A 14103-nucleotide genomic window follows, 5' to 3' on the forward strand; every position below is an offset into this window, starting at 1 on the left:
GAGGACATGTCAACAAGAAGGCGGGACGCGTGCGAGGAGAAGCGCCGATGACCGCCAAGACCATCCAGACCGACCGGATTCCCCAGGAGCTGCGCCCCGCGCTGCAGGCCATCGCCGCCGCCGGCGCGCGGCTTGCGCAGATCATTCGCCGGGGCGGCGATCTGGCCGCACCGGTCGGCACCAATGCGGACGGCGACGGCCAGAAGGCGCTGGACGTGATCGCCGACGACCTGTTCCGGCAGGCGCTGACCGGAACCGGGGTGCGCTGGCTCGCCTCGGAGGAACAGCAGGAGGCGGTCGCGCTGGCCCCCGAGGGCCGGCTGGCGGTGGCCATCGACCCGCTGGACGGCTCGTCGAACATCGACACCAATGTCTCGATCGGCACCATCTTCTCGATCTACCCGGCCGAGGCCACGGCCGAGGCCAGTTTCCTGCGCCCGGCCCGCCAGCAGATCGCCGCCGGCTACATCATCTACGGGCCGCGCTGCGCGATGATGGTCAGTTTCGGCGACGGCGTGCAGCATTATGCGCTGGATCCCGACAGCGGCGGGTTCCGGCTGGTCGCGGCCCGGCAGGACCTGCCGGAATGCGCCTTCGAATTCGCCATCAACGCCTCGAACTACCGGCACTGGCCGAAGCCGATCCGGGCCTATATCGACGATTGCCTGGCCGGCTGCGACGGCCCGCGCGAGCGGAATTTCAACATGCGCTGGATCGCCTCTCTGGTGGCCGAGACCCATCGCATCCTGATCCGGGGCGGGGTGTTCCTGTATCCCTCCGACACCCGCAAGGGCTATGAGCGGGGCCGGCTGCGCATGCTCTACGAATGCGCGCCCATCGCCTTTCTGATCGAACAGGCCGGGGGCGGCGCCACCGACGGCTGCACCGCGATCCTCGACCAGGGCGCCGGGACGCTGCACCAGCGCACGCCCTTCGTCTTCGGCTCGGCCGAGAAGGTCGCGCGCATCGCCGCCTATCACGAACTGCCCGAAACCGAGATCTCGGCGCTGTTCGGCAATCGCGGCCTGTTCCGGGCCTGATCTGGAAAACCGGGGGACACCATGAGCAAGAAGCACCCGATCATCTCTGTCACCGGCTCGTCGGGCGCCGGCACCACCACGATCAAGAACACCTTCGACCAGATCTTCCGCCGCGAGAGGATCACCGCCGTCAGCATCGAGGGCGACGCCTTCCACCGCTACGACCGCGCCGCGATGAAGGCCGAGCTGGCGCGGCGGACCGAGGCGGGCGACCATACCTTCAGCCATTTCAGCCTGGAGGCCAACGAGCTGGAGCGGCTGGAACAGGTCTTTCGCCACTATGGCGAGACCGGCACCGGCCAGACCCGGCATTACGTCCATGACGAGCGCGAGGCCGAACGCTATGGCGTCCCCCCCGGCAATTTCACCGCATGGGAGGATTTCGCCCCGGATTCGGACCTGCTGTTCTACGAGGGGCTGCATGGCGCGGTCAGGACCGACGGCATCGACATCGCCGGGCAGGCCGACCTGAAGATCGGCGTGGTGCCGGTCATCAACCTGGAATGGATCCAGAAGATCCACCGCGACAAGGCCAGCCGGGGCTATTCGACCGAGGCCGTGACCGATGTGATCCTGCGCCGCATGCATGCCTATGCGCATGTGATCTGCCCGCAATTCACCCAGACCGACATCAACTTCCAGCGCGTGCCGGTGGTCGATACCTCGAACCCTTTCATCGCCCGCTGGATCCCGACGCCGGACGAAAGCCTGGTCGTCATCCGCTTCAGGAACCCGCGCGGCATCGATTTTCCCTATCTGACCTCGATGATCCAGGGCTCGTGGATGAGCCGCGCCAATTCCATCGTCATTCCGGGGCCGAAGATGGACCTCGCCATGCAGCTGATCCTGACGCCGATGATCCTGCGTCTGGTCGGCGACTCGAAACGCGCCTGAGGGAGGAACGAAGCCAATGAACCAGATGCAGCGCATCGACACCGGACAAGAGGCCGCCATGGCCAATGCCATCCGCGCGCTGGCGATGGATGCGGTCGAGGCGGCGAAATCCGGCCATCCCGGCGCGCCCATGGGCATGGCGGACGTGGCCACGGTGCTGTTCAACCGCTTCATCAGCATCGACCCGGCGGATGCCGCCTGGCCCGACCGCGACCGTTTCGTGATGTCGGCCGGGCATGGCTCGATGCTGGTCTATGCGATCAACCACATGCTGGGCTATGACGACATGGACATGGACCAGCTGCGGAATTTCCGCCAGCTGGGCGCGCGCACCGCCGGCCATCCCGAATACGGCCATGCCAAGGGCATCGAGACCACCACCGGTCCGCTGGGCCAGGGGCTCGCCACCGCCGTCGGCATGGCGCTGGCCGAGCGGATGATGAACGCCCGATTCGGCGACGACCTGGTGGACCACCGGACCTATGTCATCTGCGGCGACGGCTGCCTGATGGAGGGCATCAGCCACGAGGCCATCGACTTTGCCGGCCACCAGCGGCTGGGCCGGCTGATCGTGCTGTGGGACGATAACGGCATCACCATCGACGGCGGCACCGGGCTTTCGACCTCGACCGACCAGCCGGCGCGCTTTGCCGCCGCGGGCTGGCATGTGCAGGCGGTGGACGGCCATGACCGCGAGGCGGTGGCCACCGCCATCGAGGCCGCGCGGGCCGACGAGCGCCCCTCGCTCATCGCCTGCAGGACGGTGATCGGCTACGGCGCGCCGAACAAGCAGGGCAGCCACGACGTGCATGGCGCGCCGCTGGGCGCCGACGAGATCGCGGCGGCCCGCGCGCATCTGGACTGGCCGCACGAACCCTTCGAAATCCCGCAGGACATCCTGGACTCCTGGCGCTCTGTCTCCGCGCGAGGGGCAGCGGCGCGGTCGGCCTGGCAGGAACGGCTTGATCTATCCCCTCTCAAGCCCGCTTTCTCTGCCATGCTGGCCGCGCCCGATGCTGCGGCGCTGCGCAGCGCCATCCGCGACCATAGCGCGAAACTGGCCGCCGACCGGCCGAAGGTCGCGACCCGCAAGGCGTCGGAAATGGCGCTGGAGGTCGTGAACGCCACCCTGCCGAACACGGTGGGCGGCTCGGCCGACCTGACCGGCTCGAACAACACCCGCAGCAAGGGCATGGTCGCGGTTACGCCCACCGAGCGGCTGGGCCGCTATATCCATTACGGCATTCGCGAACACGGCATGGCCGCGATCATGAACGGCATCGCCCTTCATGGCGGGCTCATCCCCTATGGCGGCACCTTCCTGGCCTTTTCCGACTATTCCCGGCCCGCGATCCGGCTGGGGGCGCTGATGGGGGTGCCGGTGGTCCATGTGATGACCCATGACAGCATCGGGCTGGGCGAGGACGGCCCGACCCACCAGCCGGTCGAGCATGTCGCGGCGCTGCGGGCGATCCCGAACCTGATGGTGTTCCGCCCCGCCGACGCGGTCGAGACCGCAGAGGCCTGGGAGATCGCGCTGACAGCGCCTGCCACGCCCTCGGTCCTCTGCCTCTCGCGCCAGAACCTGCCCGCCGTGCGGCTGGAACCCGACGACGAGAACCTGACCCGGCAGGGCGCCTATGTCCTGCGCGAGACCGAGGGCGCGCGCGACGTGACGCTGATCGCCACCGGCTCGGAGGTCGAGATCGCGCTGGAGGCCGCCGACCTGCTGGCCGCGCAGGGCGTGCGCGCCGCCGTCGTCTCGGCCCCCTGCTTCGAGCTGTTCGCCGAACGCCCGCAGGCCGAGCGCGAGGCCGTGCTGGGCCGTGCCCCGCGCATCGGCATCGAGGCGCTGATCCGCCAGGGCTGGGACGGGCTGATCCTGCGCCCCGGCGACGGCTTCATCGGCATGGCGGGCTTTGGCGCCTCGGCCCCTGCCCCGGCGCTCTACCGGCATTTCGGCATCACCGCCGAACGTGCCGCCGATCTTGCCAACCAGCTTATCCAGGGAGGAAAGTGATGGCCCTCATCACGCTGCGACAGCTTCTGGACCACGCCGCCGAGCATGGCTACGGCGTGCCCGCCTTCAACATCAACAACATGGAACAGGGCCTGGCCATCGTGAAGGCCGCGGCCGAGGTCGATGCGCCGGTGATCCTGCAGGCCAGCCGCGGCGCCCGCTCCTATGCCGGTGACATCATGCTGCGGCGCATGGTCGAGGCGCTGGCCGAGATGAACCCGGCCATCCCGATCTGCCTGCACCAGGACCATGGCAACAATCTCGCGACCTGCATGTCGGCGATCCGCCACGGCTTCACCAGCGTGATGATGGACGGCTCGCTGCATGAGGACATGAAGACGCCCGCCGATTACGACTATAACGTCGCGGTGACGGCCAAGGTCTCCGAGGCCGCCCATGCCGTCGGCGCCTCGGTCGAGGGCGAGCTGGGCGTGCTGGGCTCGCTGGAAACGGGCGAGGCAGCGGCCGAGGACGGCTCGGGCGCCGAGGGCAAGCTGGACCACAGCCAGCTTCTGACCGACCCGGACCAGGCGGTGGATTTCGTCGCCCGCACCCGCTGCGACGCGCTGGCCATCGCCTGCGGCACCAGCCACGGCGCCTATAAGTTCAGCCGCCAGCCGGATGGCGACATCCTGGCCATGCATGTGATCGAGGCGATCCATGAACGGCTGCCCGGCACGCATCTGGTCATGCACGGCTCCAGCTCGGTGCCGCAATACCTGCAGGATCTGATCAACAAGGCGGGCGGCGAGATGCCCCAGACCTACGGCGTCCCGGTCGAGGAGATCGAACGCGGCATCCGCCACGGCGTGCGCAAGGTCAACATCGACACCGATTGCCGCATGGCGATGACCGGGCATTTCCGCAAGGTCGCCCGCGAGCGCCCCGAGGAATTCGACCCGCGGAAATTCCTGATCCCGGCGATGCAGGAACTGACCGCGCTCTGCCGCGACCGTTTCGAGCGTTTCGGCACCGCCGGCCATGCCGGCACGATCAAGGTCGTCCCGATGGACGAGATGGCCAAACGCTATGCGTCGGGGGCTCTGGACCCGGCAATCACCGGCGCGAAAGCCGCCTGAGAGGAGGAAGCCCGATGAACGAATTGAGCAAGTCCGAGATCACCGACAAGAAGAAGCGCTATGCCGCCGGGGTGCTGAAATACGCCCAGATGGGCTATTGGGACGGCGACTACCAGCCCAAGGACACCGATGTGCTGGCCTTGTTCCGCATCACCCCGCAGGATGGCGTGGACCCGATCGAGGCGGCGGCGGCGGTGGCCGGCGAAAGCTCGACCGCGACCTGGACCGTGGTCTGGACCGACCGGCTGACCGCCTGCGACCAGTATCGCGCCAAGGCCTATAAGGTCGAGCCGGTGCCGGGCCAGCCGGGGCAGTATTTCTGCTATGTCGCCTATGACCTGATCCTGTTCGAGGAAGGCTCGATCGCGAATGTCACCGCCTCGATCATCGGCAACGTGTTCAGCTTCAAGCCGCTGCTGGCCGCCCGGCTGGAGGACATGCGCTTTCCGGTCGCCTATATGAAGACCTTTGCCGGCCCGCCCACCGGCATCGTGGTCGAACGCGAGCGGCTGGACAAGTTCGGCCGCCCCCTGCTGGGCGCCACCACCAAGCCCAAGCTGGGACTGTCGGGCAAGAACTACGGCCGCGTGGTCTATGAGGGGCTGAAGGGCGGGCTCGACTTCATGAAGGACGACGAGAACATCAACTCGCAGCCCTTCATGCATTGGCGCGACCGCTTCCTTTACTGCATGGAAGCGGTGAACAAGGCCACGGCCGCCACCGGCGAGGTCAAGGGCCATTACCTCAACATCACCGCCGGCACCATGGAGGAGATGTATCGCCGCGCCGAACTGGCCAAGGAACTCGGCTCGGTCATCGTCATGGTGGACCTGATCGTCGGCTGGACCGCGATCCAGTCGATCAGCAACTGGTGCCGGCAGAACGACATGATCCTGCACATGCACCGCGCCGGGCACGGCACCTATACCCGGCAGAAGAACCACGGCATCAGCTTCCGCGTCATCGCCAAATGGCTGCGCATGGCGGGCGTCGACCACCTGCATTGCGGCACCGCCGTCGGCAAGCTGGAAGGCGATCCGCTGACCGTGCAGGGCTATTACAACGTCTGCCGCGAGATGGTGAACGAAGTGGACCTGCCGCGCGGCATCTTCTTCGAGCAGGACTGGGGCAACCTGAAGAAGGTGATGCCCGTCGCCTCGGGCGGCATCCATGCCGGGCAGATGCACCAGCTGCTGGACCTGTTCGGCGACGACGTGGTGCTGCAATTCGGCGGCGGCACCATCGGCCACCCGATGGGCATCCAGGCCGGCGCGACCGCGAACCGCGTGGCGCTGGAAGCCATGGTCCTGGCCCGCAACGAGGGCGTCGATATCGCAACCGAGGGCCCCGAGGTCCTGCGCCGCGCCGCCAAGTGGTGCAAGCCGCTGGAGGCGGCGCTGGATACCTGGGGCAACATCACCTTCAACTATACCTCGACCGACACCTCGGATTTCGTTCCGACCGCGTCCGTCAGCTAAGGGAGAGAGAAAATGCGTATCACTCAGGGCTGCTTTTCCTTCCTGCCGGATCTGGACGACAATCAGATCCGCGACCAGGTGGAATATATCCTGTCGAGGGATTGGGCGGTCGGGATCGAGTTCACCGACGAGCCGCATCCCCGCAATACCTATTGGGAGATGTGGGGCAATCCGATGTTCGACCTTCGGGACGCCAAGGGCGTGATGATGGAGTTGGACGAGTGCCGCAAGGCGCATGGCGACAGCTATATCCGCATCAACGCCTTCGACAGCACCCGGGGATGGGAGACGGTGATGATGTCCTTCATCGTCAACCGGCCGAAATCGGAGCCGAGCTTCAGGACCTGGCGGATGGAAGCCGACGGCCGGCATATCCGCTATACGCATGAGCTGGTCGGCTGAGGGCGCTGCCGGGCCGGGGGCTGCCTGCCCCCGGACCCCCGGGGGTATTTGGAAAACGGAGAAAGCCTTATGGATGGCGATATGGGCGAGAAGACCGCCACGGTCGATCTGAAGGCCGAATATGAATCCTCGGGCGTGCGCGAGATCCTGGACGAGCTGGACCGCGAGCTGATCGGGCTGACGCCGGTCAAGCAGAGGATCCGCGAGACGGCGGCGCTGCTGCTGGTGGACCGGGCGCGGCGCGAGCTGGGACTGGCCCATGAGACGCCCACGCTGCACATGAGCTTTACCGGCAATCCCGGCACCGGCAAGACCACGGTGGCGCTGAAGATGGCCGGGCTGCTGCACCGCCTGGGCTATGTGCGCAAGGGCCATCTGGTCAGCGTCACCCGCGACGACCTGGTCGGGCAATATATCGGCCATACCGCCCCCAAGACCAAGGAGGTGCTGAAGAAGGCCATGGGCGGCGTTCTGTTCATCGACGAGGCCTATTACCTCTACAAGCCCGACAACGAGCGCGACTATGGCCAGGAGGCGATCGAGATCCTGCTGCAGGTGATGGAGAACAACCGCGACGACCTGGTGGTGATCATGGCCGGCTATGCCGAGCGGATGGACCGCTTCTTCTCGGCCAATCCGGGTTTCCGGTCGCGCATCGCCCATCACATCGAGTTTCCCGACTATACGGACGAGGAATTGGGGCGGATCTCGGCCTCGATGCTGGAGGCGCAGGGCTACGGCTTCGACGAGGGCGGGCGGCTGGCGATGGAGGAATATATCCGCCTGCGCCGCGACCAGCCGCATTTCGCCAATGCCCGTTCGATCCGCAATGCGCTGGACCGGGCGCGGCTGCGGCAGGCCAACCGGCTGTTCTCCGGCGACGCGCCGGTCGATGCGCGGGCGCTCTCGACCATCACCGCGGCGGATATCCGCGCGAGCCGGGTGTTCTCGGGCGGGCTCGACCTCGACGGGGAGCGTCGCGGACGATGACGCTTCCTTTTTTGAGCAGGTTGAACAGTGAAACAGTTTGGTTATGGCGATTATGCGACCCGGTGCGATCCGGCGGGCGGGTTCTTTCGGGCGCGCGGGTGCGACGATGGCGGGCATGGCCGCGCCGGGGCTTGCCTTTGCAGCCGGGTATCGGGATGACCCGATCCGCCCTGCCCATGGTCTGCCCGCAATGCGGCCGGCACGTGCCGCGCGCCGCCGCACGCCGCTGTCCGCTTTGCCATGCCCCTTTCGACCTGCCCTTCCCGGCCGAGGCCGACCGGCATCCGCATGATCCCGGCGGCCGCGACGGTTCCCGCACCGGCCTCGCCGGCGGCGGGCCCTGACCGCGGCTCAGGCGGGCTCGGGGCCGATCTCGGCCTGAAGGCGGCGGGCCAGGGTCGGGGCCGCCTCGCCCCAGCGCGCCCGCAGCGCCGGCGCGCCGCCCTGCTGCCAGCGCCGCCAGACTTCGGCCGCGGGAATGGCGCCGAACCAGCCGATGCCGCCGGGCGAGCGCGGGGTGCGGAGCAGTTCGCGCCGCGCCAGCAGCCCGTTCTCGATGACGATGCCCGGCGCGATCCGCGGCACGGCCGGCACCGCCAGCGGCCGGTCGTCGGGAAAGGCGTGCCGTGCCGACCAGAAGGGGGCTGCGCCGAAGCGGGTCTCGGCGCGCAGGAAGTCGCGGCCGACGCGCATCTGGTGCAGGCTCGTCTCGAAGGCGCGGCGGTTCAGGAAGCGGCGGCAGAGCGCCTCGGATCCCGGCCTCGCGGCCAGGGTGCGGCGGACGGCGGCGACCGCGAGCGCGCTGGAGACCGCCCAGAACTGGCCATGCCCGGACAGCGGGTCCATGGCGGCGAAGGCGTCGCCGACACGCAGCAGCGACAGATCCGAGACCGGGGCCGGCAGGCGCGGCGCAGCCTCGCGGGCCAGCACCGCGCCGGCCGGAACGGCTTCGAGCCCGGGCTCGGCCTCGGCAATGGCGGCGCGCAGCCGCTCCTCGGGGCTACCCGGGCCGGCGGCGTCCAGCAGCGCCTGCGCCCAGATCCGGCCGTCCGGCAGGGCCACGCGCCACAGCCAGCCCCCCGCGAAGGCAGCCAGCCGGATGCCGGGCGCCGCCGCCTCGGCCACGACCCAGCCGCTGAGCGCCACCGTGGCGGGCGCCCGCCCGCCCGCCGCCGGCGCCTTGCGGCCGCGCGCGTCGATTACCAGCGGCGCGCGCAGCTGCCGGCCGTCCGAAAGCACCGCCCCGCCCGCCTCGGGCCTGCCGCTGGCGACGACCGGAACCGCGCCGGCCGCCGCCGCCGCCCGGCGCAGATGCGCGTCGAGCGCGTGGCGCAGGACCACATGTTCGGCATTGCTGTCGCTGATCCCGGCCCAATCGACCTGCCGCCGCAGCGGGCCGTGGATCGCGGAAAAGCCGCGCAGCAGCCCCTGCCGGGCCAGCCAGCGATGCAGACGCGGGCTTAACCCTTCCAGCCGGGGGGCCTGGCGGTCGGGATCGACCAGCAGCACGTCGAGCCCGTCGCGCGCCGCCAGCCAGGCCGAGACGGCGCCCGCAGGTCCGCCCCCCAGCACGATCAGATCGGCATGGCGCCTCATTCCCGCCTCCTGTGCTGCGATGCCGTGCAGTCTGCCTCCGGCCGGGAAGGCGATACCTGACATTTCCGGCCAGAATGGCCCGGCGCGACCATCCGCCGCGCCTTTGGCCGGGAATGACAAGAATGCCGCCCCGGCTGGCGCTTTTCTGGATGGCGAAGCAATCGGGCCCCGCCCGGCCAGCCATAGGAAACCGCCAGATGAAGCCATTGACCCGAACCGCGCTGGTCTCTGCCGCAGCCCTTGCCGCCGCCAGTCCGGCCCTTGCGGCAACCGGAGAGGAGGTGCTGGAGAACGCCTGCGCCGCCTGCCATGTCAAGCACGAGGACGGTCGCTGGGAGCGCATCGACGCCGCCCGCAAGACGCCCGAGGGCTGGGACATGACCGTGACGCGGATGATGCGCAACCACGGGGTCGCCCTGCAGCCCGAGGAACGCGCGGCGGTGGTGCGCTACCTGTCCGACACCCGCGGCCTGACGCTTTCCGAGACCGAAGAGCGCCGCTACATCCTGGAACGCGAGCCGGTGGCCTGGGACGATGGCCCCGACACGCTGATGACCCAGACCTGCGGCCGCTGCCATTCCTATGCCCGCGTCGCCTTGCAGCGCCGCACCCCCGAGGACTGGACGCATCTGGTCAACTTCCACCTCGGCCAGTTCCCGACGCTGGAATACCAGGCGCTGGCGCGGGATCGCGACTGGTGGGGCATCGCCCAGGCCGAGATCATCCCCTTCCTCGCCAAGACCTATCCGCTGGGCGAAGCGCCGGCCGCCTTTGCCGGCGATGCCTCGGGCGATTACGTGCTGGCCGGGCGGCAGCCGGGGCGCGGCGACTATACCGGCCGGCTGGCGCTGAAGAAGGCGGGCGAGGATTACGAGGTGACCATGACCCTCGACTTCGCCGATGGCAGCCGGAGCTTTGCCGGCACCGGCCGCATCCTCGGCGCCGGCGAATGGCGGGCGACGCTGAGCGACGGCGAGACCACCATCCGCCAGGTCATGGCCTTCGAGGACGGCCGCTTCTCGGGCCGCTGGTATCATGCCGACAGCGACGTGATCGGCGGAAGGCTGGCGGCGGTGAAGGCGGACGGCGCGCCGCAGGTGCTGGCGGCCGCCCCCGCGCGGCTGAAGATCGGCGAGGAAACGCGGGTCCGCGTCGCGGGCACCGGCCTGGGCGATGCGTTGACCCTGCCCGAAGGCGTTACCGGCAGCGTGGAAAGCGCCGGGGACGGCGTGACGGTGCTGAAGCTGACCGCCAGCGGCGCGCCCGGCCCGGTCAGCCTGGATCTGGGCGGGCAGAAGGTCGAGCTGGTGGCCTATGACCGGCCCGACCGCATCAGCATCGTGCCAGACATGACCATCGCCCGCATCGGCGGCAATGGCGGCCCGATCCCCAAGGTGCCCGCGCAGTTCGAGGCGATTGGCTGGCTGAACGGTCCCGACGGCGAAGCCGGGACCGAGGACGACATCGCCCTGGGCGCCTTCCCGGCCAGCTGGGCCACCGACAATTTCGACGAGGAGGCGGAAAAGATGCAGGACGCGAAATATGCCGGCTCGATCGACGACACCGGCCTGTTCACGCCGGCCGATGCCGGGCCGAACCCGGAACGGCCGATGCAGACCAACAATGCCGGCAACCTGAAGGTGGTCGCCACCGTCGAGGCCGGAGGCGAGCCGCTGAGTGCCGAGGCGCATCTCTACGCCACGGTGCAGCGCTTCGTCGACGCGCCGATCCGGTGACGCCATGGGAGCCCTGACCCTCATCCGCCACAATGCCCACCGCGTCGATGTCGACGGCCACGCCATGCTGATGCATGTGCCGACGACCAGCCTGTTCGAGCTCGACGGCGTGGCGCGCGACGTCTACGACCTGTTCCGCCGCTCGCCCGCCGTCGATCCCGATGTGATGCGCGCCGAGCTGGGCGCGCATCACGCCCCCGACACCCTGGCCGACTGCCTGCAAAGCTTCCTGGCGCTCGACATCCTGCGCGATGCTGATGCGGCGGACACCCCGCGCCCCATCGCCAGGGTCGAGGAGATCCCGCTGTCCACGATCATCCTGAACGTGAACACCGGCTGCAACCTGGCCTGCACCTATTGCTACAAGGAAGACCTGACCACCCCGGCCAAGGGCCAGAAGATGGGCTTCCAGACGGCGCGCGCCAGTTTCGAGTTGCTGCTGAAGCAGGCCCATGCCCGCGACCGGGTGAACGTGGTGTTCTTCGGCGGCGAGCCGCTGTCGAACATGCCGCTAATCCGCGAGGTCGTCGCCTATGCCCTGCCGCGCGCGGCCGAGCTGGGCAAGACGGTCGATTTCTCGCTGACCACCAATGCGACGCTCTTGACGCCGGAACTGGTCGACTGGTTCGACGCGCATCGCTTTGCGCTGACGGTCAGCATGGACGGCCCCAAGGCGCTGCATGACGCGAACCGCAAGACGGTGGGCGGCAAGGGCACCTATGACCTGGTGGCGCGCAATGTGCGCATGCTGCTTGCGCGCTATCGCTCGCGCCCGGTCGGCGTGCGGGTGACGCTGACGCGCGGCGTGACTGACGTCATCGGCATCCACGACCACCTGAAGAACGAGCTGGGCTTTCACGAGGTCGGCTTCGGCCCGGCGACCTCGGGGCCGATCGCGGTCTTCAACCTGGACCAGGAGGCGCTGAAGCGCGCCTTCGAGGACATGAAGACCCTGGGCCGGCGCTATGTCGAGGCCGCCTGCCGGGGCGAGAACATCGGCTTTTCCAACATGCACCAACTGCTGACCGACATCGCCCAGGGCACCAAGAAGGCGGTGCCCTGCGGCGCGGGCCTGGGGATGCTGGCCGTCGACAAGGAGGGCGAGCTGCACCTCTGCCACCGCTTCGTCGGTTCGAACCAGCCGACCTATGGCAATGTCGAAGCCGGCATCGACATCCCCAAGCTCGCCGGCTTCATCGAGACCGCGCAGGACCGCAGCGCCTTTGGCTGCAAGACCTGCCGCATCCGCAGTATCTGCGCCGGCGGCTGCTATCACGAAAGCTATGCCCGGCAAGGCGATCCCTTCGCGCCGGTCTGGCATTACTGCGACCTGATGCGGGACTGGGTCGATTTCGGCATCGAATCCTATGTCCGCATCATGCAGGCCAACCCGTCCTTCTTCCGCAGCCAATTGGAACCCCGGATCACCCGGTCCGGCCCAGCAAGGGAGGTTCTCCAATGAAACATCTGATCCCCGCCAACGCCAAGGCGAAGGCCTTCGTCGAAGCCGAGGCCCTGGGCCGCGAGGAGGAGGTCGTGGCGATGAATTCGCTGGTCGGCTGCACCACCTCCTTCGACCCCGGCTGGGAGGTGGACGCCTTCGGCGCCGTCTCGAACCTGTGCCAGCCGATGGAGGCCGACCTGTACGGCTGCGCCGATCCCTGCTGGTGGCCGGCGCAGGTGGCCGATACGCTGAACACCTATCCGAACTGGAGCGCCGGCGCCGACGACGTCATGCAGGACTGGCGCAAGCTGCAATCGGTGTTCCCGGAAACGAAAGGCTCGTCCTGATGCGCAAATCCCTTCTGCTCCTGGCCTCCGCCGCGGCGCTGCTGGCCGGCCCGGCCGCCGCGCATGACTACATCCTCGCCCCGGCGCGGCCCAACAAGCTGGTCGTGGTCGATACCCAGACAATGGCGGTCGAGAAGGTGATCGAGATCGACGACGCCGGCCCGACGCCCATGGTGCCGATGGTCGCGCCGGACGGCAGGATCGCCTATGCCACGGTCAACAAGTCCGAAAGCCTGGTCAAGGTCGACCTCGTGACCGGCGAGACGCTGGGCCGCATCGACCTGTCCATCCCCGAGGAGCGAGTGAAAAGCCTGTTCGGCGCCGCGCTTTCCCCCGATGGCAAGACGCTGGCGATCTATGAAAGCCCGGTGAAGCTGGAGCTGACGCATTTCGAGGTCCAGCCCACCCGCATCGCGCTTTACGATGCCGAGACGCTGGAACGGCGCAAGGCCTTCGAGGCGCCGCGCCAGGTCACCATGCTGGCCTGGGCCAGCGACGGCTCGAAGCTTTACGGGCTGGGCCGCGACCTGCATGTCATGGACCCCGAGACCGGCACGCTGATCGAAGACAAGCCGATCCAGAGCTGGGAGGCCGAGACCTATGCCCAGCCCGACGTGCTGGCGGTCTGGAACCAGCACGAAAGCTCGGGGGTGATGGCGACGCCCTTCTACACCGCGCGCAAGGACGTCGACCCGGCCGACCCGGCAGCCTATCGCACCGGGTTGCTGACCATGGACCTGGAGACCGGCGAGATGGCGATGCGCGAAATCCGCATCATGGACGTGTTCTATTTCTCGACCGCGGTGAACCCGGCCAAGACCCGCGCCTTCGGCGCCTATAACGTGCTGGAAAGCTTCGACCTGGAAAAGAACGCCTCGATCAAGCGGGTGGCGCTGCCGCACAGCTATTATTCCGTGAACGTCTCGACCGACGGCAGCACGGTCTGGCTGGGCGGCGCGCTTGGCGACCTTGCCGCCTATGATGCCGAGACGCTGGAGAAGAAGGGCCAGGTCGACCTGCCCGGCAACGCCTCGATGTCGCTGGCCTCGGTGCGGCTGTTCACGCGGGACGAATGAC

General features: G+C 68.3%; 13 protein-coding genes. 12 read left to right on the forward strand and 1 reads right to left on the reverse strand.

Annotated features, from left to right (window positions below):
- The first annotated feature begins 47 nt into the window (after positions 1-47).
- The 8 genes from LOS78_RS13695 to LOS78_RS13730 all read left to right on the forward strand — a co-directional run bounded on the left by LOS78_RS13695 (position 48) and on the right by LOS78_RS13730 (position 8247).
- Positions 48-1040: a class 1 fructose-bisphosphatase gene (locus LOS78_RS13695; protein ID WP_230377113.1), complete on the forward strand. Its 993-nt coding sequence runs from the start codon at positions 48-50 to the stop codon at positions 1038-1040.
- A 21-nt stretch (positions 1041-1061) separates the two neighbouring features.
- Positions 1062-1934 (forward strand): phosphoribulokinase, encoded by an 873-nt coding sequence (locus LOS78_RS13700; RefSeq protein ID WP_230377115.1) that lies wholly within the window; start codon positions 1062-1064, stop codon positions 1932-1934.
- A gap of 16 nt (positions 1935-1950) precedes the next feature.
- Positions 1951-3954, forward strand: coding sequence for a transketolase (gene tkt, locus LOS78_RS13705; RefSeq protein WP_371824712.1), 2004 nt, complete (start codon positions 1951-1953; stop codon positions 3952-3954).
- Complete coding sequence (gene fba / locus LOS78_RS13710) at positions 3954-5033, forward strand: class II fructose-bisphosphate aldolase (RefSeq protein WP_230377117.1); 1080 nt, start codon at positions 3954-3956, stop codon at positions 5031-5033. The genes tkt and fba overlap by 1 nt, the downstream gene beginning before the upstream one ends.
- Before the next feature lie 14 nt (positions 5034-5047).
- Entirely contained in the window at positions 5048-6511 is a 1464-nt protein-coding gene (locus LOS78_RS13715) for a form I ribulose bisphosphate carboxylase large subunit (RefSeq protein ID WP_028713742.1), read from the forward strand.
- 12 nt (positions 6512-6523) lie between these two features.
- Positions 6524-6913: a ribulose bisphosphate carboxylase small subunit gene (locus tag LOS78_RS13720; RefSeq protein ID WP_230377118.1), complete on the forward strand. Its 390-nt coding sequence runs from the start codon at positions 6524-6526 to the stop codon at positions 6911-6913.
- Positions 6914-6982: 69 nt separating this feature from the next.
- Entirely contained in the window at positions 6983-7903 is a 921-nt protein-coding gene (gene cbbX, locus LOS78_RS13725) for a CbbX protein (protein ID WP_230377120.1), read from the forward strand.
- Between the two features lie 155 nt (positions 7904-8058).
- Positions 8059-8247: a hypothetical protein gene (locus LOS78_RS13730; protein ID WP_230377122.1), complete on the forward strand. Its 189-nt coding sequence runs from the start codon at positions 8059-8061 to the stop codon at positions 8245-8247.
- A 7-nt stretch (positions 8248-8254) separates the two neighbouring features.
- Here LOS78_RS13730 and LOS78_RS13735 read toward each other — a convergent pair whose 3' ends face one another.
- Entirely contained in the window at positions 8255-9499 is a 1245-nt protein-coding gene (locus tag LOS78_RS13735; protein ID WP_230377124.1) for an NAD(P)/FAD-dependent oxidoreductase, read from the reverse strand.
- A gap of 197 nt (positions 9500-9696) precedes the next feature.
- Between LOS78_RS13735 and peaA the strand changes: the two genes are divergently transcribed.
- From peaA to peaD, 4 genes are read left to right on the forward strand one after another with little or no spacing between them, the layout of a single operon-like run.
- On the forward strand, positions 9697-11235 hold the full coding sequence (peaA, locus tag LOS78_RS13740) for a quinohemoprotein amine dehydrogenase subunit alpha (RefSeq protein WP_230377126.1): 1539 nt from the start codon (positions 9697-9699) through the stop codon (positions 11233-11235).
- Between the two features lie 4 nt (positions 11236-11239).
- Positions 11240-12697, forward strand: a complete 1458-nt coding sequence (peaB, locus tag LOS78_RS13745; protein ID WP_230377127.1) for a quinohemoprotein amine dehydrogenase maturation protein — start codon at positions 11240-11242, stop codon at positions 12695-12697.
- Positions 12694-13026 carry a quinohemoprotein amine dehydrogenase subunit gamma gene (gene qhpC, locus LOS78_RS13750; protein ID WP_018001313.1) on the forward strand — a complete coding sequence of 111 codons (333 nt, stop codon included), beginning with the start codon at positions 12694-12696 and terminating at the stop codon, positions 13024-13026. The genes peaB and qhpC overlap by 4 nt, the downstream gene beginning before the upstream one ends.
- Complete coding sequence (peaD, locus tag LOS78_RS13755; RefSeq protein ID WP_230377128.1) at positions 13026-14102, forward strand: quinohemoprotein amine dehydrogenase subunit beta; 1077 nt, start codon at positions 13026-13028, stop codon at positions 14100-14102. Before qhpC ends, peaD begins: the two co-directional genes overlap by 1 nt.
- Position 14103 lies beyond the last annotated feature (1 nt).

The sequence above is a fragment of the Paracoccus sp. MA genome, from assembly GCF_020990385.1.
Classification (GTDB): domain Bacteria; phylum Pseudomonadota; class Alphaproteobacteria; order Rhodobacterales; family Rhodobacteraceae; genus Paracoccus.

Bases quoted from the DNA above. Each gene is read 5' to 3' on its own strand.
- cbbX (WP_230377120.1), top strand. From the start codon at position 6,983: ATGGATGGCGATATGGGCGAGAAGACCGCCACGGTCGATCTGAAGGCC.
- peaA (WP_230377126.1), top strand. From the start codon at position 9,697: ATGAAGCCATTGACCCGAACCGCGCTGGTCTCTGCCGCAGCCCTTGCC.
- tkt (WP_371824712.1), top strand. From the start codon at position 1,951: ATGAACCAGATGCAGCGCATCGACACCGGACAAGAGGCCGCCATGGCC.
- LOS78_RS13700 (WP_230377115.1), top strand. From the start codon at position 1,062: ATGAGCAAGAAGCACCCGATCATCTCTGTCACCGGCTCGTCGGGCGCC.
- LOS78_RS13730 (WP_230377122.1), top strand. From the start codon at position 8,059: ATGACCCGATCCGCCCTGCCCATGGTCTGCCCGCAATGCGGCCGGCAC.
- peaB (WP_230377127.1), top strand. From the start codon at position 11,240: ATGGGAGCCCTGACCCTCATCCGCCACAATGCCCACCGCGTCGATGTC.
- LOS78_RS13695 (WP_230377113.1), top strand. From the start codon at position 48: ATGACCGCCAAGACCATCCAGACCGACCGGATTCCCCAGGAGCTGCGC.
- LOS78_RS13715 (WP_028713742.1), top strand. From the start codon at position 5,048: ATGAACGAATTGAGCAAGTCCGAGATCACCGACAAGAAGAAGCGCTAT.
- peaD (WP_230377128.1), top strand. From the start codon at position 13,026: ATGCGCAAATCCCTTCTGCTCCTGGCCTCCGCCGCGGCGCTGCTGGCC.
- LOS78_RS13735 (WP_230377124.1), bottom strand. From the start codon at position 9,499: ATGAGGCGCCATGCCGATCTGATCGTGCTGGGGGGCGGACCTGCGGGC.
- fba (WP_230377117.1), top strand. From the start codon at position 3,954: ATGGCCCTCATCACGCTGCGACAGCTTCTGGACCACGCCGCCGAGCAT.
- qhpC (WP_018001313.1), top strand. From the start codon at position 12,694: ATGAAACATCTGATCCCCGCCAACGCCAAGGCGAAGGCCTTCGTCGAA.
- LOS78_RS13720 (WP_230377118.1), top strand. From the start codon at position 6,524: ATGCGTATCACTCAGGGCTGCTTTTCCTTCCTGCCGGATCTGGACGAC.